Source organism: Pseudarthrobacter sulfonivorans (assembly GCF_001484605.1).
In the GTDB taxonomy this organism is placed as follows: Bacteria; Actinomycetota; Actinomycetes; order Actinomycetales; family Micrococcaceae; genus Arthrobacter; species Arthrobacter sulfonivorans_A.
Map to the genome: position 1 here is coordinate 4,370,633 of NZ_CP013747.1, position 20,100 is coordinate 4,390,732.

The 20,100-nt window shown below is 64.5% G+C and carries 16 protein-coding genes and 2 tRNA genes; 14 read left to right on the top strand and 4 right to left on the bottom strand.

All coding sequences use genetic code 11. From position 1 onward, the window contains the following. Window positions 1-73 precede the first annotated feature (73 nt). The gene (locus AU252_RS19925) at window positions 74-568 is read left to right on the top strand and encodes a ribose-5-phosphate isomerase (RefSeq protein ID WP_058932201.1); all 495 of its coding nucleotides are present in this window, start codon (window positions 74-76) and stop codon (window positions 566-568) included. Further along, a complete protein-coding gene (locus tag AU252_RS19930; protein WP_058932202.1) occupies window positions 568-1,488 on the top strand; it encodes an Fpg/Nei family DNA glycosylase in 921 nt (306 codons plus the stop codon). Before AU252_RS19925 ends, AU252_RS19930 begins: the two co-directional genes overlap by 1 nt. 59 nt (window positions 1,489-1,547) lie before the next feature. Here AU252_RS19930 and AU252_RS19935 read toward each other — a convergent pair. After that, a tRNA-Gly gene (locus AU252_RS19935) sits at window positions 1,548-1,621 on the bottom strand. A 148-nt stretch (window positions 1,622-1,769) separates the two neighbouring features. Here AU252_RS19935 and AU252_RS19940 point away from each other — a divergent pair. The 6 genes from AU252_RS19940 (at window position 1,770) to AU252_RS19965 (ending at window position 7,009) form a co-directional block, all read left to right on the top strand. After that, window positions 1,770-1,844, top strand: a tRNA-Pro gene (locus tag AU252_RS19940). Window positions 1,845-1,929: 85 nt separating this feature from the next. Next, window positions 1,930-3,321 carry a trigger factor gene (gene tig / locus AU252_RS19945; RefSeq protein ID WP_058932203.1) on the top strand — a complete coding sequence of 464 codons (1,392 nt, stop codon included), beginning with the start codon at window positions 1,930-1,932 and terminating at the stop codon, window positions 3,319-3,321. A 224-nt stretch (window positions 3,322-3,545) separates the two neighbouring features. After that, a complete protein-coding gene (locus AU252_RS19950) occupies window positions 3,546-4,169 on the top strand; it encodes an ATP-dependent Clp protease proteolytic subunit (protein WP_058933073.1) in 624 nt (207 codons plus the stop codon). Between the two features lie 37 nt (window positions 4,170-4,206). Further along, window positions 4,207-4,866 carry an ATP-dependent Clp protease proteolytic subunit gene (locus tag AU252_RS19955; RefSeq protein WP_056340578.1) on the top strand — a complete coding sequence of 220 codons (660 nt, stop codon included), beginning with the start codon at window positions 4,207-4,209 and terminating at the stop codon, window positions 4,864-4,866. Between the two features lie 179 nt (window positions 4,867-5,045). Beyond that, a complete protein-coding gene (gene clpX / locus AU252_RS19960; RefSeq protein ID WP_056340575.1) occupies window positions 5,046-6,326 on the top strand; it encodes an ATP-dependent Clp protease ATP-binding subunit ClpX in 1,281 nt (426 codons plus the stop codon). Between the two features lie 68 nt (window positions 6,327-6,394). Next, window positions 6,395-7,009, top strand: a complete 615-nt coding sequence (locus AU252_RS19965; RefSeq protein ID WP_058932204.1) for a hypothetical protein — start codon at window positions 6,395-6,397, stop codon at window positions 7,007-7,009. Window positions 7,010-7,321: 312 nt separating this feature from the next. Here the strand turns inward: AU252_RS19965 and valS are convergent, their stop codons facing one another. Continuing rightward, window positions 7,322-9,940, bottom strand: coding sequence for a valine--tRNA ligase (gene valS / locus AU252_RS19970; RefSeq protein ID WP_058932205.1), 2,619 nt, complete (start codon window positions 9,938-9,940; stop codon window positions 7,322-7,324). 116 nt (window positions 9,941-10,056) lie between these two features. On the opposite strand from valS, the gene AU252_RS19975 reads away from it, so the two are divergent. Beyond that, window positions 10,057-10,860 carry an SDR family oxidoreductase gene (locus tag AU252_RS19975; protein ID WP_058932206.1) on the top strand — a complete coding sequence of 268 codons (804 nt, stop codon included), beginning with the start codon at window positions 10,057-10,059 and terminating at the stop codon, window positions 10,858-10,860. Here the strand turns inward: AU252_RS19975 and AU252_RS19980 are convergent. Further along, window positions 10,857-11,861, bottom strand: a complete 1,005-nt coding sequence (locus AU252_RS19980) for an endonuclease/exonuclease/phosphatase family protein (RefSeq protein WP_058932207.1) — start codon at window positions 11,859-11,861, stop codon at window positions 10,857-10,859. The genes AU252_RS19975 and AU252_RS19980 overlap by 4 nt on opposite strands. A 214-nt stretch (window positions 11,862-12,075) precedes the next feature. On the opposite strand from AU252_RS19980, the gene AU252_RS19985 reads away from it, so the two are divergent. The 5 genes from AU252_RS19985 (at window position 12,076) to ndk (ending at window position 19,107) form a co-directional block, all read left to right on the top strand. After that, entirely contained in the window at window positions 12,076-13,128 is a 1,053-nt protein-coding gene (locus tag AU252_RS19985; RefSeq protein WP_083510487.1) for a glycerophosphodiester phosphodiesterase, read from the top strand. Window positions 13,129-13,511: 383 nt separating this feature from the next. Continuing rightward, window positions 13,512-16,838 carry an isoleucine--tRNA ligase gene (gene ileS / locus AU252_RS19990; protein WP_058932208.1) on the top strand — a complete coding sequence of 1,109 codons (3,327 nt, stop codon included), beginning with the start codon at window positions 13,512-13,514 and terminating at the stop codon, window positions 16,836-16,838. Window positions 16,839-16,841: 3 nt separating this feature from the next. Further along, window positions 16,842-18,200, top strand: coding sequence for a bifunctional folylpolyglutamate synthase/dihydrofolate synthase (locus tag AU252_RS19995; RefSeq protein ID WP_058932209.1), 1,359 nt, complete (start codon window positions 16,842-16,844; stop codon window positions 18,198-18,200). 2 nt (window positions 18,201-18,202) lie between these two features. Next, window positions 18,203-18,649: a DUF4233 domain-containing protein gene (locus AU252_RS20000; protein WP_058932210.1), complete on the top strand. Its 447-nt coding sequence runs from the start codon at window positions 18,203-18,205 to the stop codon at window positions 18,647-18,649. 38 nt (window positions 18,650-18,687) lie between these two features. Next, window positions 18,688-19,107, top strand: coding sequence for a nucleoside-diphosphate kinase (gene ndk / locus AU252_RS20005; protein WP_058932211.1), 420 nt, complete (start codon window positions 18,688-18,690; stop codon window positions 19,105-19,107). A gap of 139 nt (window positions 19,108-19,246) precedes the next feature. On the opposite strand, the gene AU252_RS20010 is transcribed toward ndk, so the two are convergent. Next, window positions 19,247-19,921, bottom strand: a complete 675-nt coding sequence (locus AU252_RS20010; RefSeq protein ID WP_058932212.1) for a vitamin K epoxide reductase family protein — start codon at window positions 19,919-19,921, stop codon at window positions 19,247-19,249. Window positions 19,922-20,100: the final 179 nt, after the last annotated feature.

Below are 20,100 nucleotides of genomic sequence, written 5' to 3' on the forward strand. Positions count from 1 at the left end.
CTTGTCCCTGATGATCTGACCCTGGCCTGAACCAGCACTGCTGGCCCTGGCGCCGAAACGAACGGATATTGCTGTGACTTCTTCCCCTGCCTTCCCGCGGGTACACATCGCCACCGACCACGCAGGCATGGAACTCAGCGCCCACCTGGTCAGCCACCTCACGGCCAAGGGCTACGACGTGGTGGACCACGGCCCCAAGGAATACGACGCCCTGGACGACTACCCGTCCTTCTGCATCAACGCAGCGCTCGCCGTCGTCGCTGACCAGCAGACAGGAATCCACGCCCTGGGCATCGTCCTGGGCGGCTCGGGCAACGGTGAGCAGATCGCCGCCAACAAGGTCAAGGGGGTCCGCGCAGCCCTCGCCTGGAACCACTCCACCGCAACTTTGGCACGCGAACACAACGACGCCAACGTGGTGGCCGTGGGCGGCCGCCAGCACACTGTCGAAGAAGCAACCGAACTGATCGAGGCGTTCCTGGCTGAGCCCTTCAGCAACGACGAAAGGCACGTCCGCCGCATCGGCAAGATCGCGGCTTACGAAACCACCGGCGAGGTCATCGAGTAGTGCCCGAAGGGCATTCAGTCCGCCGCCTGGCGCAACAGTTCGGGGACGTCTTTACCGGGGAATCGCTATCCGTGAGCAGCCCGCAGGGCCGGTTCGTTGCCGGCGCAGCCCTGCTGGACGGCCAGGTCCTGACGGATTCGCGCGCCCACGGCAAGCATCTCTTCCTGCATTTTGACCACGCTGTGGTGCTGCACGTCCACCTGGGGCTCTACGGGGCCTGGGACTTCGGCGGCGACGCGACCTTCAGCGGGGCCTCCAGCATCGGTGCCCCGCGGAAGATCGGGGAGCGCGAGGTTTTCGAGGACCCCGAAACTACCGACGACGCCGGGATGGGTGAGTACGCGGGACCTCCCGAGCCCCGCGGCGCCGTGCGTGTCCGGCTGGTCAGCAAGCATGGCTGGGCGGACCTCCGCGGTGCCACCACTTGCGCGGCCATCACCGATGCAGAAGCCCGGGCCGTCCTGGCTCGGCTGGGGCCGGATCCGCTGCACAACCATCCCGCGGACAGGACCCGCTTTGTGACGGGCCTTTTGTCCCGCAAGACGTCCATCGCAGCCCTGCTGATGGACCAGAAGGTGATTGCCGGCGTCGGGAATGTCTACCGGGCCGAAGTGCTGTTCCGGCAGCGGCTGGATCCGTGGCTGCCGGGTACTGGACTCTCCAGCAGCGCCGCCGGTCTGTTGTGGGACGACACAGCCGCAGTAATGGCCGACGGCGTCCGCGACGGGCGGATCATCACCACACCGCCGGTGTATTGGGAGCCGGATAACCGGGAACCGGGGGCGCTCCTGCCCACGGGCGGCGACGCCCACTTTGTGTACAAGCGCGAAGGGCAGCCCTGCCGGGTCTGCGCCGTGCCGGTGGCCATCACCGAAATGGTGGGCCGCAAGCTCTACTGGTGCCCCGGCTGCCAGCAGTAGCCAACCCAAGTCGGCCAAACAAAAAAGCAGGGCCCCTCAGCTGAGGGGCCCTGCTTATGTGGAGGGGACGACGGGAATCGAACCCGCGTAATCAGTTTGGAAGACTGAGGCTTTACCATTAAGCTACGTCCCCGGAAAAATACAGCTCAGCTGTTGCGTCGGGCTGCTCTGCGTTTCTTCGGGCTGGCTGTTGAAGCCGGATACAACTAAACCTAATTCATGCCCCACGTGTCAAATGTGCAAAGAACGCCCGGATGACCGTAGACTTGCCTGTGCACTTACGGGGTGTAGCTCAGCTTGGCTAGAGCACCTGCTTTGGGAGCAGGAAGTCGCAGGTTCAAATCCTGTCACCCCGACTCTGCGGCTCGGGCCGTGCAAGCGGCCCGGGCAGAAAAATGCGTTTGCAGAAACCCATCCCACAAACCCAGGAGTACTTAGACCGTGAAGAGCGCTGTCGAGAACCTCACCCCCACGCGGGTCAAGCTCAATGTTGAGGTCCCTTTTGAGGAATTGAAGCCCAGCATCGACGAGGCATACAAGACTGTTGCTTCGCAGATCCAGGTCCCTGGCTTCCGTAAGGGCAAGGTCCCGTCCAAGCTGATTGATCAGCGCGTTGGCCGCGGCTACGTCCTGGAGACGGCCATCAACGAAGGCCTCAACGGCTGGTACCAGGCTGCAGTCCAGGAATCCGGCATCCGCCCCCTGAGCCGTCCCGAGGTTGAAATCACCGAAGTTCCGGACCCCACTTCTACGGACGGGGAACTGAAGTTCCACGCCGAGGTTGATATCCGTCCGGAGATCGAACTCCCGGACTACGCCGGCATCAAGGTCGAGGTAGCCGCAGCGGAGTCCTCCGACGAAGACGTTGACAAGGCCCTGGATGAACTGCGCGGCCGCTTCGGCACGCTGAAGTCCGTGGACCGCCCGGCCGCCGATGGCGACTTCCTGACCATCGACATCACCGCCACCATTGACGGCGCCGACGTTGATTCCGCGTCCGGCCTGTCCTACCAGGTAGGCACCGAAACCATGCTCGAGGGCCTGGACGAGGCTGTGACCGGCCTCAGCGTTGACGAGGACGCCATCTTCGAAACCACCCTGGTGGGCGGTGACCACGCCGGCGAGTCCGCCCAGGTGAAGGTTGTTGTCAAGGCCGTCAAGGAGCGCGAGCTTCCCGAGGCCAACGACGACTTCGCCCAGCTGGCCTCCGAGTTCGACACCCTTGCCGAACTCCGTGAGGACCTGGCCAAGCAGGCCGCCGAATCGAAGGTTGTTGAGCAGGGTGTAGAGGCCCGCGACAAGGTCCTGGACAAGCTCGTTGAGCTCATTGAGGTTCCGGTTCCCGACTCCGTAGTTGAAGAGCAGGTCGACGCCCACTTCAAGGAGGGCAACGGCCACGGTGAAGGCGAACACGACACCGAAGAGCACCGCGAAGAGGTCAAGGCCAACACCGCCCGCGCCTTCCAGAACGAAGTCATCCTCGACGCCATTGCCGAAAAGGAAGAAGTCAACGTCAGCCAGGCTGAGCTGATCGACTACATCGTCAGCGCGGCCAGCCAGTACGGCATGGACCCGAACCAGTTCGCCCAGATCATCGATCAGAGCGGTCAGGTTCCCATGATGGTTTCCGAGGTCCGCCGCCGGAAGGCACTGGCCGTTGTCCTGGGCCAGGCCACCGTGACCGACACCGAGGGCAAGACCGTTGACCTCAGCGACTTCGTCCGCCCCGGCGGCGAAGAAGAGGCTCCCGCCGTTGAGGCCGAGTCCGCTGAAGACACCAACGCCGAGACCGCGGCCACCCCGAGTGACGACCCGGCAGCCGTGAAGTTCTAGCACGCCCCTGGTAGTGCGACTGAAGGCAGCCCCTGGACCTATTGGTCCGGGGGCTGCCTTGGTTAACGGGCTCTCGCAGGGATCGTGCGCCGTCAGCGAACAGCGCGATTCCCGCGAACAAATCGGCCACCAAACCGGTTAGTGTCCAAGTAGTGAAGTTCAGTGATGTCACCGTCACCAGCGAGAGGTAAGTACACATGTCACAGCACGCAGAGGCCCCCCGGATGGCGACTGTAGATCCGGCCGGCCAGGACAACTACATCTACAACCGCCTCCTGAAGGAGCGCATCATCTGGCTGGGCTCCGAGGTGCGTGACGACAACGCCAACGCCATCTGCTCGCAGCTGCTGCTCCTGTCCGCCGAGAACCCGGAAAAGGACATCTACCTCTACATCAACTCTCCCGGCGGCTCCGTGACCGCGGGCATGGCCATCTATGACACCATGCAGTTCATCCCGAACGACGTCGTCACAGTCGCCACCGGCCTGGCAGCCTCCATGGGCCAGTTCCTGCTCTCCTCAGGCACCAAGGGCAAGCGCTACGCCACCCCCAACGCCCGGGTCCTGATGCACCAGCCCTCCGGCGGCATCGGCGGCACGGCCTCGGACATTAAGATCCAGGCAGAGCTGATCCTGCATATGAAGAAGGTCATGGCCGAACTGACCGCGGATCAGACCGGCCAGTCCGTGGATACCATCCTCAAGGACAACGACCGTGACAAGTGGTTCACCGCGCCTGAAGCCCTCGAATACGGCTTCTTCGACAAGATCGCGGCCCACGCCGGTTCCGTCTCAGGCGGCGGCGGAACCGCCAACGCCACCTCCGGCGAGTCAGCCTCCGAGAAGTAACCCGGCACTTAGAACACTTAGATCAGGAGCAACAAAAATGACTTACAACTTCGGATCGACTGCCGGTAATCTTCCGACCAGCCGCTACGTCCTTCCCCAGTTCGAAGAGCGCACGCCTTACGGCTTCAAGCGCCAGGACCCCTACACGAAGCTGTTCGAGGACCGCATCATCTTCCTCGGCGTCCAGATCGATGACGCCTCCGCTGATGACGTCATGGCCCAGCTGCTGGTGCTCGAGTCCACCGACCCGGACCGCGACATCACTCTCTACATCAACTCCCCGGGCGGTTCCTTCACGGCCATGACCGCGATCTACGACACCATGACGTACATCCGGCCGGAGATCCAGACCGTCTGCCTCGGCCAGGCCGCCAGCGCCGCCGCCGTGATCCTCGCAGCCGGCACCCCGGGCAAGCGCCTAGCCCTGCCCAACGCCCGTGTCCTGATCCACCAGCCGGCCCTCTCCGGCGGCCAAGGTGGACAGGCCTCGGACCTGGAGATCCAGGCCGCGGAAGTTATGCGGATGCGCGCTTGGCTTGAGGACACGCTGGCTCACCACTCGGGCCGCACCCCGGAGCAGGTCAACAACGACATTGAGCGTGACAAGATCCTGACCGCCGCCGAGGCCCTGGATTACGGCCTCATTGACCAGGTGCTTGATTCCCGCAAGATGAAGCCGCAGGCAATCACCAGGTAGCCAGCCTCTTCGACGGCCGGTGCGGTCCAGTAATTTGGGCCGCACCGGCCTTCGCTTTCCACCCTTGGACGCAATTGTGACCTAGAGTGGAAGATGTCACGGCCGGTCCTCCCAGGCCCGCCACGATTCCAGCAACGGTGCACAGCTGCCTGGCAGCAAGATACTAAAGGGGTTCACATATGGCTCGGATTGGCGAGAGCACGGATCTGCTGAAGTGTTCTTTCTGCGGAAAGAGCCAGAAGCAGGTGCGCAAGCTCATTGCCGGGCCCGGTGTCTACATCTGCGACGAATGCATTGAGCTCTGCAACGAGATCATTGAGGAAGAGCTCGCGGAAGTCGCCGATCTGGGAAGCTTCGAGCTGCCCAAGCCCCGCGAGATCTTCGACTTCCTGCAGGAATACGTCATCGGCCAGGAACCCGCCAAGCGTTCCCTCGCCGTCGCCGTCTACAACCATTACAAGCGGATCCAGGCCGGCCACGCCCCCAAGAGCGGCAGCCTCGCCGAGGGCGGCCACCACGACGACGTCGAAATCGCCAAGTCCAACATCCTCCTGATCGGCCCCACCGGCTGCGGCAAAACCTACCTGGCCCAGACACTGGCGCGGCGGTTGAATGTTCCGTTTGCTGTTGCCGACGCCACGGCACTCACCGAAGCCGGCTATGTGGGTGAAGACGTGGAGAACATCCTCCTCAAGCTCATCCAGTCAGCGGATTACGACGTCAAAAAGGCCGAACAGGGCATCATCTACATCGACGAAATCGACAAGATTTCGCGCAAGAGCGAGAATCCCTCCATCACCCGGGACGTGTCCGGTGAGGGCGTGCAGCAGGCCCTCCTGAAGATCCTCGAAGGAACCGTAGCCTCCGTCCCGCCCCAGGGCGGACGCAAGCACCCCCACCAGGAATTCATCCAGATCGACACCACCAACGTGCTGTTTATCGTGGCGGGCGCCTTTGCCGGGCTGGAAGAGATCATCGGTTCGCGTTCCGGACGCAAAGGCATTGGCTTCGGCGCCCCACTCAACGATGCCAGCAACAAGGTGGACTCCTACGGCGAAGTGATGCCCGAGGACCTCCTGAAGTTCGGTCTGATCCCGGAATTCATCGGCCGCCTGCCCGTGATCACCACGGTCTCCAGCCTGGACCGCGACGCCCTCATCCAGATCCTCTCCACGCCGAAGAACGCGCTGGTCAAGCAGTACCAGAAGATGTTCCAGATCGACGGCGTGGAACTCGTCTTCGATGACGACGCCCTCAATGCCATTGCCGACCAGGCCCTGGAGCGTGGTACCGGTGCCCGTGGCCTGCGCGCCATCATGGAGGAAGTGCTGCTCCCGGTCATGTTCGACCTCCCCAGCCGCGAAGACGTGGCCAGCGTGGTCATCACCGCTGACGTTGTCCTCAGCAAGGCCGAGCCAACCCTCATTCCGCACGTGACCAAGCGACGCAAGTCCGCCTGACACGTCCGCCACCCCGCCTGACACTTCCGCCTTCCATCCCCGCATGCCCAGGAACAGAGGACTCACGCATGACTGAAACAACCATCAACCAGGCCGACTTCTGGTTTGATCCGCTGTGCCCGTTCGCCTGGATCACCTCACGCTGGATCGGCGAGGTTGAGGCTGTCCGCGACATCAAAACCGTGTGGCATGTAATGAGCCTCTCTGTCCTGAACGAAGGCCGGGACCTGGAACCCGCGTACCGCGAAGGCATGGACAAGGCATGGGGCCCGGTCCGGGTCATCATCGCGGCCCAGGAGCAGCACGGCGACCACGTGGTGAAGCCGCTTTACGACGCCATGGGCACACTGATCCACCTTGGCGGGGAGAAGGACTTCGGCGTTGTCATCAGCAAGGCACTGGCGGAGTGCGGACTCCCGGCCGGCCTGGCAGACGTTGCCGCCACGGACGCCTTTGACACCCAGCTGAGGGCCAGTCACGAGGAGGGCATCTCGCTGGTGGGCCAGGACGTTGGCACGCCGGTTGTTGCCTTCAACGGAACTGCTTTCTTCGGCCCCGTGCTGACCCGCATCCCGCGCGGCGAGCAGGCGGGCCGGCTGTGGGATGCCACCGTCACACTCGCCTCGTACCCGCACTTCTTCGAGATTAAGCGCAGCCGCAGCGAACGTCCCGAATTCAACTGACGCAGACAGCAAGAGCCCCGGACGAACTACTCTGATGTAATTCTTCCGGGGCTCTTGCGCATCCAAACCGTCGGGACAACAATGGTTCTTACCCACTTCGAAAGAAGCGGGACGCAGGAACCAAAGATTCAGTGATATGTATCCGACGCAGCCATCGGCAAAGTCAGATACAAGCTACCAGTGACGAGGTAGGAAGACCTGAAGATCCAAGGATCCTGCCAGACCATCAAAGACGTCACCAGGATGGCCGAAAAGTCGAAGCCCCACCAACGGCAAAACGCTGATGGGGCTTCCCCTTTGCCCAAAAACAGGTCAGGCCTTGGGCTGTTCCTCCGGAGCGGCCAGCACAACGTCGCTGACGGTCAGTTCGCCGTCGCCTGCCACGAGGGTCAGTTCGCGGGCGTTCGAGGCTGCCTTCAGGTCGCCAAGTCCGGCCTTCAGCTGCGTGGTCAGGGATTCCGACGCCGTGATGGTGGCGGAGAGGACCTCGGTGCGCTGCTTGACCTTGGCCTCGGACTTTGCCTTGCGGACACCGCTCAGGGCCGTGCCAACGGTGGCAAGCAGGGTGGTGTCGCCGTCCACGTCCACTGCGGTGGGCCACTGTGCACGGTGTACGGAGCCGTTGCGCCACCAGCCCCAGACCTCTTCGGTGGCGAAGGGCAGGAACGGGGCGAACAGGCGCAGCAGCGTGTCCAGGCTGGTGGCGAGTGCTGCCAGCACGGAGGCCTGCTCAGCGTCGCCGGCGGCACCGTAGGCGCGGTCCTTGATGAGCTCCACATAATCGTCCGTGAACTGCCAGAAGAAGCTCTCGGTGATCTGCAGGGCCCGGGCGTAGTCGTAGTTCTCGAACGCCTTGGTGGACTGGCGCACCACCTCGGCCAGCTGGGCCAGCACCGCCCGGTCCAACGGGTTGGTCAGGACCGAGAGATCGGTGGAGACCACGGAATTCTCCGTCGCGCCCAGGTTCAGGACGAACTTTGAGGCGTTCAGCAGCTTGATGGCAAGGCGGCGGCCGATCTTCATCTGCGCGATCTCGTACGCCGTATCCGCGCCGAGCTTGGCGGACGTGGCCCAGTAGCGGACGGCGTCGGAGCCGAATTCGTCCAAAACATCGGTGGGAACCACCACGTTGCCCTTGGACTTGGACATCTTCTTCCGGTCCGGGTCCAGGATCCAGCCGGAGATGGCGGCATGCTTCCACGGCGCGGCGTGCTGCAGCGCATCAGCCTGGACTACCGAGGAGAACAGCCAGGTGCGGATGATGTCGTGGCCCTGGGGGCGCAGGTCAAACGGGAAGACCTTGGCGAAGAGGTCCTCGTCCCGGCTCCAGCCGCCCACAATCTGCGGGGTCAGCGAAGACGTGGCCCACGTATCCAGGATGTCGGCGTCGCCGGCGAAGCCACCGGGAACGCCGCGCTGGGCTTCGTCGTAACCCGGTGCGGCATCGGCCGCGGGGTCAACCGGCAGCTGCTCGTCCAGGGGCACGATCGGGGCGTCGTACCGCGGGTTGCCCTCGGCGTCCAGCGGATACCAGACGGGGATGGGCACACCGAAGAAGCGCTGGCGGGACACGAGCCAGTCGCCGTTCAGCCCGGAGATCCAGTTCTCGAAGCGGGACCGCATAAAGGCCGGGTGGAAGTCGATCTCGTGGCCGCGCGCGATCAGGCGGGCGCGGCGCTCTTCGTCGCGGCCGCCGTTGCGGTAGTACCACTGGCGTGAGGTGACAACCTCGAGGGGCTTGTCGCCCTTTTCGTAGAAGTTCACCGGGTGCATGATCTTCTTCGGTTCGCCGTCGATCAGATCTTCGGCGGCCAGGAGCTCCACCACTGCTTCCTTGGCGCTGAAGATGGTCTTGCCGGCAATGGCTTCGTACGCGGTGCGCCCTGCATCGGTGGTGATCCAGTCCGGGGTTTCGCCGACGATGCGGCCGTCCCGGCCAACGATGGCACGGGTGGGCAGCTGGAGTTCCCGCCACCAGGTGACGTCGGTGAGGTCACCGAACGTGCACACCATGGCGATGCCGGAGCCCTTGTCCGCCTTGGCCAGCGGGTGGGCCTTGACCTCAACCTCAACACCGAAGACCGGGGACGTGACCATCTTGCCGAACAGCGGCTGGTACCGCTCGTCGTCGGGGTTTGCAACGAGGGCGGCGCAGGCTGCCAGCAGTTCGGGACGGGTGGTCTCGACATAGATCTTTTCGCCGTCTTCAGTGAAGAACGGGTAGCGGTAGTACGCGCCGGCAACTTCGCGGTCTTCGAGTTCCGCCTGGGCCACGGCCGTGCGGAAGGTGATGTCCCAGAGGGTTGGCGCTTCGGCCATGTACGCGTCGCCGGCTGCCAGGTTGGCCAGGAAGGCGCGCTGGGAGACTTCGCGGGAGGCGTCATCGATGGTCCGGTACGTCAGCTGCCAGTCCACGGAAAGTCCGAGCTGCTGGAACAGGCTTTCGAAGACCTTCTCGTCCTCCACTGCCAGTTCTTCGCACAGCTCGATGAAGTTCCGGCGCGAGACGACGTCGAAGTCGCGCTGGTTCTTGGCGGGCTCGGCCGGAGCACGGTAGCCGGCGTCGTACGGGATGGCCGGATCGCAGCGCACGCCGTAGTAGTTCTGGACGCGGCGCTCGGTGGGCAGGCCGTTGTCATCCCAACCCATCGGATAGAACACGTTCTTGCCGATCATGCGCTGGTAGCGGGCCAGCACGTCCGTCTGCGTGAAGGAGAACATGTGCCCCACGTGCAGGGAGCCCGACGCCGTGGGTGGGGGAGTGTCGATCGAGTAGACCTGCTCCCGGGTGGTGTCCGGGTTGAACTTGTAGGTCCCTTCGGCAAGCCAGCGCTGCGTGAGGGCAGCTTCCAGCCCCTCAAGGGCGGGCTTGTCCGGAACGTTGATAGGGGCGGTGGAGGGCGTGTCTGTACCCTGAGTGTCTTCAGCCATCTGGCAATTGTTTCATGTTCCGGTGGCGCGGCCTGCCGTAGCATGCGGGACATGGGCACAACCGCGGAAAGTTCATACTCAAGCACCGGTAGCTGCTCTGCCGTTAGGGTGGTGCCATGACTGAGGAATCACGGAACGCGACAGCACAGAACCAGGCATCACAAAGCGATTCACCCCAGAACAGGGCGGCGGTGGTTACCGGCGCCAGCACCGGCATCGGCGAGGCGACCGTGCGGGCATTGCGGGAAGAAGGCTGGACGGTATTCGCTGTGGCACGCCGCGCCGAACGGCTGGCCGCGCTGGAAGCCGAAACAGGCGCCGTCGGAATTCCCGCTGACATCACCGAGGACGACGACGTCGCCAGGCTCCTTGCCCGCGTCACCGAAGCCGGCGGCGTGGGGACGCTCATCAACATTGCGGGCGGGGCCCGGGGTGCTGACCTGGTGGGCGAGGCCAACACCGAGGACTGGGAGTGGATGTTCCGGGTCAACGTCCTCGGCACAGTGAAGCTCACCCGGGCGTTCCTGCCGATGCTCCGCGCCACCGGCGAAGGAACTGTCCTGAACCTGACGTCGACCGCCGGACTGGTGGCCTACGAGGGCGGCGGCGGCTACAACGCCGCCAAGTTTGCCCAGCACGCACTGACCGGTGCCCTCCGGCTGGAAGAGGCGGAGCACAACATCCGCGTCATCGAGGTAGCCCCGGGCCTTGTCCGCACCGAAGAGTTCGCGCTCAACCGCTTTGGTGACCAGGACGCCGCGGAGAAGGTTTACGAGGGCGTGGAGAAGCCCCTGACCGCAGCCGACGTCGCCGACGTGGTGCGCTATGCCGTCAGCGCGCCGCACCATGTCAACCTGGACCAGATCGTGATCCGGCCCGTTGCGCAGGCGGCCACCCACAAGCTGATCCGCAAGCGTTAGGGAAGCTGGATCTCCAGGGTGGCGATCACTGCAGCGTGGTCGGTGCCGCTGACCGGGTGGACCGAGTAACCCGAACTTGAAACGTCCGGGCTGGTCACCAAATGGTCCAGAGTCACGCCGGGAAGGCTGTAATCCCGCATCGGCCAGGTGGGGATGAGCCGGCTGCCCAACGCGGTTGCAACATCCACCAGTTTCCGGCCGCCGCCGGCCCCCTCCAGCATCGCGCGGAATTCCCAGTGGTCATATGTCGCGTTGAAATCGCCCGCCAGAAGCGTAGGACCGGCTCCGCTGCTTGCCCGGGCCACAGCTGTAAGGTCACTTCGCCATTGATGAACGGCAATGTCCACGGGCGCGTGCGTGTGCACATTGATGACCGTCAGGCCGGCGCCCGGGTCACTGGTCTCAAGCCGGACAACCGGCATACTGAAGGCTGTGTCAGGGACCAGTCCCACCTCCTTGAGCCGGAAAGACGAGTAGACGGCGCTGCCGGCCGCTCCGTTCCGGGGATGGGACACGCGGTGGGGAAGCACGCTGCCCAGGTCCGCACGCGCCAGCCGCTTCTCCAACTCCGGGCTGTGCTCCTGGACGGTCAGCAGGTCAACATGGTGGTCCTGGACCAGCCGGACGATGGCGGCGCTATCAGCACCTCCGAGCCGGGCATTGAGGTTCATGACTGTCAGCTTCGCCGCGGCTGGAGCATCCGGCCCCCGGACCTGGGGATACCCTCCCTGCCGGGCCAGGAACACTTCCGGCGGGAACAGCCAGGTAACCTGTGCGATCAGCAGGATTGCGGCCGGCAGGATAGCCCAGGCACGCCGGCTGGGCAGTGCCAGCAACACCGCGGCCGCGGCGAGGAATGCCAGCCACGGCGTAAAGGCCACTAGCTGTACCACAAGCGGCGGCCACGGCGCCGGGACGGCGCGGAACCAGGACACCATCACAACAGGTGCCGCAAACAGGCCAGCAGACCACAGCCAGCCGTGGTGTGCACGACGGCCCATCAGGGACCGGAACAAATCGCCCGGGAGACTGTCATGGCACGAGTCTAAGGAGTCGCCGCCCTGGCGTCGCCCGTTGATTGGATCGGCTTTGCGATGAAGCCCAACGTTTACCGTCCAGTCGCACGCCGGCCAGCCCGCTGTGGCCTGACGTTGGCGGCAGGACGGCACTGTAGCAGGCGCAAACTGCACACCACCAGAGTGGAGATTCCTTCCCATGCGCACCCCGATGAAGCTTGGCGCTGCCGTACTCAGCGCAGCCCTGCTCCTCACTACTTCGGTCCAGGCCCAAGCCGCTGACACGAACCCCAACGGCACGGACAACCATTTTGATCTACAGGCCCACCGCGGCGGACTCGGCCTGACCGTCGAATCCACCCTGGCGTCTTTCGCCAAGGGCCTCGAGACCGGCGTGTCCACCCTGGAACTTGACCTCCAGATCACCAAGGACGGCCGCGAAGTGATCACGCACGACCGCAAGATCAGCAACAAGAAGTGCCTCGATACCGCGCCGGTCACGCCGAACGATCCGCAGTTCCCCTATGTTGGCAAGTACGTCAAGGACCTGACCTTCGAACAGGTCCGAAGCCTGGACTGCGGTTCGCTCACCCAGCCGCAGTTCCCGGGCCAGACGGCGTCTCCCGGCGCCAAGATGCCGACTCTGGCCGAGGTTTTTGAGCTCGCCGACGCCCACCGCGCCAGCCAGGTGAAGTTCAACATTGAAACGAAGGTCGAAGCCGGCGCTCCGGCGGAAACCGCCCCGCGCGAGCAGTTCATCGACGTCGCCCTCCGGGAAATCAACGCCGCCCAGATGCAGAGCCGCGTCTCCATCCAGAGCTTCGACTGGGGCTCCCTGCGCCTCGTCCAGCAGCGCGACCCGCAGATCCGCACCGTGGCCCTGACCAACAAGGACTTCCTCCAGGCCGGGCAGCCGGGCAGCTCGCCGTGGCTTGGCGGGATTGACGCCGACGACTTTGGCGGCGACCTCATCGCTGCAGCGTCCTCCCTCGGCTTCGACGCCGTCTCTCCCGTGCACGGCACACCGCAGAACGGCAAAGTGACCGATCCGGGCTACGTCCCCTACGTCACCGCGGACATGGTGGAGCGTGCGCACGCTGCCGGGATGCAGGTCATCCCGTGGACCGTCGATGACCAGCCCACCATGCGGGCGCTGATCGACACCGGCGTTGACGGGATCATCACTGACTACCCGGACCGGCTCCGCGATGTCATGGCTGCTGCCGGGATGAAACTGCCGCGCGGCTTCTAGTACCGGCCCGGGCGCCCAGCCGCCGTCACTGCGTTTCGCTGCCCGGCGGACCGCGCTGTGCAGTGAAACGCAGTGACTTCTCCGGTAACATCGTCGTATCAGCTTTGACCCGGCCATCACCGGTGAGCTTCCGGAAGAACGCCCCGGCGCAAGGATCAGCACGCGCCAGGGCCGGTAGAACCGGACGGGTAAGCCCGTCACAGCAGTAATGAGCGGCCGGCGCACCAACAAGCTTCCCCCGGAGCATGGTGGAGTGCCGGTAAGTGAGGTGGTACCGCGGTAAGCGTGCAGTCCCAGGACAGTACACGAGCCGTCCTCGCATCCTGAACGGAACCATCCAGCAACGGCTGAGTGGTTCACCAGCTCAACACAGGATGTCGAGAATGACGTATTACCCCAAAGCCTCAGCTTCCCCTTCGGCTGCAGTTTCGAGCGGCGCTGGCGCCGGTGTCTCCGCCTCCGTGAAGTTCCCGGAGATCGAAGAGCGCATCCTGAAGTACTGGGACCAGGACGGCACTTTCCAGGCCAGCATCGACCAGCGAAGCGCCGACGCCCCCGGCGGGCAGCCCGGCAGCAACGAATTCGTCTTCTACGACGGCCCTCCCTTCGCCAACGGCCTGCCGCACTACGGCCACCTCCTGACCGGGTACGCCAAGGACCTCGTAGGCCGCTACCAGACACAGCGCGGCCGCCGCGTTGAACGCCGCTTCGGCTGGGACACACACGGACTGCCGGCTGAACTGGAAGCCATGAAGCAGCTGGGCATGACGGATAAGACCCAGATCGAGGCCATGGGCATCGATAAGTTCAACGACGCCTGCCGTGCCTCCGTGATGAAGTACGCCGATGAGTGGAAGAGCTATGTCACCCGCCAGGCCCGCTGGGTGGACTTCGACAACGATTACAAGACGCTCAACGTCGAATACATGGAATCGGTCCTGTGGGCGTTCAAGCAGCTGCACGAAAAAGGCCTGACGTACAACGGCTACCGTGTGCTGCCCTACTGCTGGAAGGACGAGACGCCGCTGTCCAACCATGAGCTCCGCATGGACGACGACGTCTACAAGAACCGCCAGGACCAGACTGTCACGGTGACGTTCCCCATCACGGCAGGGGAGTCGGCGCTGTCGAAGCAGCTCGCCGGCGTCCAGGCGCTCGCCTGGACCACCACGCCCTGGACGCTGCCCACCAACCTGGCGCTCGCCGTCGGGCCTTCCATCACCTACGCCGTGCTCCCCGCCGGACCCAACGGCGTCAAGGCCGCTTCGCCGGACGCGCCCGTCACCGGCAGTTTCCTCCTGGCCGCGGACCTGCTGGCCGCGTACGCCAAGGACCTGGGCTATGAGGATGCGGACTCCGCCGAGGCTGCCGTGACGTCAACCCACACCGGCGCCGACCTGGAGGGCCTGGCCTACCAGCCGCTGTGGAACGACTTCAGCGACGACGAAAAGTATGGGACGCAGAACGCCTGGCGCTTCCTCGTGGCCGACTACGTCACAACAACCGACGGCACCGGCATCGTCCATCAGGCGCCCGCCTATGGTGAAGACGACCAGAAGGTCTGTGAAGAAGCCGGCATCCCGGTGGTCCTGTCCGTGGACGAAGGTGCCAAGTTCCTGCCGCTGTTCAGCCATGGCGACCTGCACGACATCGTGGGCCTTCAGGTCTTCGAGGCCAACAAGCCCATCACCCAGGTGCTGCGGGCCCAGGGCCGCCTGGTCCGCCAGGCCAGCTACGAGCACAGCTACCCGCACTGCTGGCGCTGCCGCAACCCCCTGATCTACCGCGCGGTGTCCTCCTGGTACGTCGAGGTCACCAAGTTCAAGGACCGCATGTCCGAACTGAACCAGGACATCAACTGGATCCCCGGCAACGTCAAGGACGGCCAGTTCGGCAAGTGGCTGGCCAACGCCCGCGACTGGTCCATCAGCCGCAACCGCTACTGGGGCAGCCCCATCCCGGTGTGGCAGTCCAGCGACCCGGAATTCCCGCGCACCGACGTCTACGGTTCGCTGGCCGAGATCGAGGCCGATTTCGGCCGCCTGCCGCTGAACAAGGCCGGCGAGGTTGACCTGCACCGCCCGTTCATCGATGAACTGACCCGCCCCAACCCGGACGATCCCCGGACCCCCGAAGAGGGCCAGTCCGTGATGCGCCGCGTCGAGGACGTCCTGGACGTCTGGTTCGACTCCGGCTCCATGCCCTACGGCCAGGTGCATTACCCGTTCCAGAACGAAGCCTGGTTCGACACCCACAACCCCGCGGACTTCATCGTGGAGTACATCGGCCAGACCCGTGGCTGGTTCTACATGCTGCACATCCTCTCCACGGCGCTGTTTGACCGTCCGGCATTCCGAAACGTCATCAGCCACGGCATTGTGCTGGGCTCGGACGGGCAGAAGATGTCCAAGAGCCTGCGCAACTACCCGGATGTCTCCGAGGTCCTGGACCGTGACGGCTCCGACGCCATGCGCTGGTTCCTGATGTCCAGCCCCATCCTGCGCGGCGGCAACCTGGTGGTCACCGAACAGGGAATCCGCGACGGCGTCCGCCAGGTCATCCTGCCCCTGTGGAACGTGTACAGCTTCTTCACGCTGTACACCAACGCTGCCGACGGCGGCAAGGGTTACGACGCGAAGCTCCGCTACGACGGGTACGCCGACACCCTGGACCAGTACCTGCTGGCGAACACCGGTGACCTGGTCCGCAACATGACCGCCCAGCTGGACAGCTACGACATCTCCGGTGCGTGCGACGAACTGCGCAGCTACCTGGACATGCTCACGAACTGGTACGTCCGCCGCAGCCGCCAGCGCTTCTTTGACGAGAGCGCTGACGCGTTCGACGCGCTGTACACCGCGCTGGAGACCGTGTCCCGCGTGGCCGCGTCGCTGCTGCCGCTGGTCTCCGAGGAGATCTGGCGCGGCCTCACCGGCGGACGCTCCGTGCACCTGGCCGACTGGCCGGACGCGGACCTGTTCCCGGCCGACGCGTCGCTGGTGGAAGCGATGGACCGCGTGCAGCAGATCTGCTCCACCGGATCCTCGCTGCGCAAGGCCGCCAACCTCCGCGTGCGGCTGCCGCTGCAGGAACTGACCGTGGTGGCACCCGGCGCGGATGCGCTGGGAGGCTTCGCCGCCGTCGTCGCCGATGAACTGAACCTGCGCTCCGTGCGCCTGCTGGACGCCGAGAGCGCCTCCCCGGAGGAGTTCGGCATCGAGCAGAAGCTCGTGGTCAACGCACGCGCCGCGGGACCGCGCCTGGGCAAGAACGTCCAGCAGGCCATCAAGGGCGCCAAGTCCGGCGACTGGTCGGTTTCCGACGCCGGAGTGGTCATCGCCGGAGGCCTGGAGCTGGAAACCCAGGAGTACACACTGGAGACCGTGGTGGCAGAATCCGACGGCGGATCGGCTTCGGTAGCTGTCCTGCCGGGCGGCGGCTTTGTGGTGCTCAACACCGAGGTCACGCCCGAACTTGAGGCCGAAGGGACGGCCCGCGACATGGTCCGCGCCATCCAGCAGGCACGCAAGGACGCCGCACTGAATGTGAGCGACCGGATCCGCACCACCGTCACGGCCGTTCCCACCGTGCTGGAGGCGCTGCTGGCAAACGCCGAGCTGGTCAAGACCGAAACCCTGACCCTGGAGCTGGCCACAGTTCCGGCTGAGTCAGGCGAACCACGCATTACCGTCGAAAAAGTAGAGGCTTGAGCTATGACTGACGAATTCTCCGTGGAAAGTGTCTACGCCGAGCTGCTGGGGCGTGCGCCGGAAAACAAGATGGAGCCGCGTCTTGCGCCGCTGTTCCGGGCCATGGATGTGCTGGGGGAGCCCAACAAGGCGTTCCCGATCATCCATGTGACGGGCACCAACGGGAAGACCTCCACGGCCCGGATGATCGAGGCCGGGCTGCGCGCGCACGGCCTGAGTACCGGCCGCTACACCAGCCCGCACCTGTCCAAGGTCACCGAGCGGATCAGCATCGACGGCCACCCCGTCTCTGACGAAACGTTCGTCCGGATCTGGGACGAGATCCGCCCGTACCTGCAGATCGTCGACGACGAACTTACCGCTGCGGGGGAGCCCCGTCTCACATACTTCGAGTGCCTGACCATCCTGGGCTTCGCGATCTTCGCGGACCAGCCGGTCAACGTGGCCGTGATCGAGGTGGGCCTGGGCGGCATCACCGATGCCACCAACGTGGGCGACGGCCTGGTTTCCGTGGTCACCCCCATTTCCCTGGACCACACCGACCTGCTGGGCGACACTACCGAGGACATCGCTTACGAGAAGGCCGGCATCATCAAGCCCGGTGGTTACCTCATCAGTGCGTCGCAGCCCGTTGATGCCGCGCAGGTGCTGCTTGAGAAAGCCAAAGAGGTGGCAGTTCCGTTCCGGTTTGAAGGCGTGGAGTTCGGCGTCGAGTCCCGGACGGTTGCCGTGGGCGGCCAGGTAGTGAGCATCCAGGGCATCGCCGGCCGATACCCGGAACTGCTGCTGCCGCTGCACGGCGCGCACCAGGCCCAGAACGCGGCCGTGGCGGTGGCAGCGCTCGAGGCCTTCTTCGGTGGCGAAAAGGAACTTGACGCCGAGGTGCTGCAGGAAGCCTTCGCGTCCGTCACGTCCCCGGGCCGCCTTGAGGTTGTCCGGACGGCGCCCACCATCATCGTGGACGCGGCGCACAACCCGGATGGCATCAGGGTCTCGGCCGAGGCCATCCAGGAGGCCTTCACCTTCACCCGGCTTGTGCCGGTGGTGGGAGTCCTCAAAGAGAAGGATGCCGAAGAAATCCTGCGCCAGCTCAAGGAGTCCCTGGGAGACCTTGCCGAGGAATACTGCTTCACCCAGTCCAACTCGCCGAGGGCAGTGCCCGCCGCCGAACTGGCCGAACTCGCCGTGGAAATGGGCTTCGGGGAAGACAACGTCCACATCGCGGAGAAACTCGATGACGCCCTGGAATGGGCTGTGGAACGCGCCGAAGCCAATGACGACCTCTCCGGCGGTGTGCTGGTCACGGGGTCCATTACCCTGGTGGCGGAAGCCCGGATCCTGCTCGGAAAGACGGAGGCCTAGCCGTGGCCAAGCTGACCAAAGCCCAGCGTGAATGGCGCCCGGGAATGCCCAAGAAGCGCCGGTCCACCAAGGTGATGTTTGCCTCCACCGTCCTGCTGCTTGAAGCGTTTGTGGTCTTTTTCGCAACGCTGGCCGTCTTTGGACTCAGGCGCGGCGAGTTGCCGCCGGCGCTGATCCTGGGCATCGGCATCGCACTGAGCGTAGTGATGATCCTGGCCTGCGCGGTGCTGTCCAAGCCCTGGGGCGTGGGACTGGGCTGGATCCTGCAGATTGTGCTGATCCTTACCGGCATCGTTGAGCCCATGATGTTCCTGGTTGGCGCGCTGTTCGGCCTGGCCTGGTGGTATGGAATCCGCACCGGCATCCGGATCGATTCCGAAGCCGCAAAGCGCGAACGCGAACAGGCTGAGTGGAACGCGTCGCACGGGGACACCCCGGAAGCCTCGTAGAATTGTCCCGAAACCACCCATTACGCATTGGAGCAGCTATGACCATTGAGCGCACGCTGGTACTGATCAAGCCCGACGGCGTTGCCCGCAACCTCAGCGGCGCCATCCTGGGCCGCATTGAGGCCAAAGGTTACACCCTCGCCGAACTGAAGAAGGTTGACGCCAGCCGGGAACTGCTGGAGCAGCACTACGAAGAACACGTGGGCAAGCCGTTCTACGAGCCCCTCGTTGAATTCATGCTCAGCGGACCGGTGGTGGCCGCGATCTTCGAAGGCCACCGCGTCATTGAAGGCTTCCGGTCCCTGGCCGGCACCACCGATCCCACCACTGCGGCTCCCGGCACCATCCGTGGCGACTTCGGCCGCGACTGGGGCCTGAAGGTCCAGCAGAACCTGGTCCACGGCTCCGACTCCGTGGACTCGGCCGAGCGCGAAATCAAGATCTGGTTCCAGGACTAACGTCCACCCGCCAACTGCGCGAACGGACACTTGAGTCCACAGCGCGAGCGGACACTTGAGGCCCCGGGAAACCGGGGCCTCAAGTGTCCGTTCGCGCTTGTCCGTTCGCGCCTTCTGTGCGTTTTGTGCGGGGCTCGCGTCAGAACCCCGAGGTTCCGACAAACACCTGGATGAAGGCGAAGAAGATGGTGGCGATGACCGCCACGTACAGCAGCGCCGTGATGATCCAGCCCGATTCGCCCAGCACACGTGCAGTACCTGCCGGGACGGGGATGACGCCGTGGACGACGTTGCGGATGGTCACCCAGACGAAGAGCGGGATCATCGCGGCCCAGACGATCATGCAGAACGGGCACAGGACATGGATGTCGTAAAGTGCCTGGGACCAGAGCCACACCACAAACGCGAAGCCGAGCGTCACACCGGCCTGGAGTCCTGCCCAGTACCAGCGGGCGAACGTGGCGCCGGAGAGCAGGGCCATGCCCACTGTGATGATGACTGCGAACGCGACGATGCCAATAAACATGTTGGGGAACCCGAACGCCGAGCTCTGCCACGTCTGCATGACCTGGCCGCAGGAGATCCACGGATTAACGTCGCAGGCCGTTACGTGATTCGGATCCTCGAGGACGGCGAGCTTTTCCAGGACCAGCGTTCCCGAGGCCAGCCAGCCGATGGCGCCGGTGATGACCATCAGCCAGCCGAGGGGCCGGTTACGTGCCATCGGTGGCACAGTCCCGGGCGTGGCGGGAAAGGGCTCCGCCGCAGGGGAGGCAGCCGGCGTGTCGGTGCCGTGGGAGGAAATGCTGGGCATGGTGTGTGGCGTCCTTTGCTTCGGGTGCTCCTTGCCCCGATTGTAACGCCGGTGACTGGAAGCAGCATTCAGTCAGTGCCCCCAGGTACCGATCCGTTGCCCGTGGTTCCGCCGCCTTTCAGTCCGGGTGTGAGAGAATGAACATGGCTGGAGGCCGACCCACATTCGGACTCCGGTCC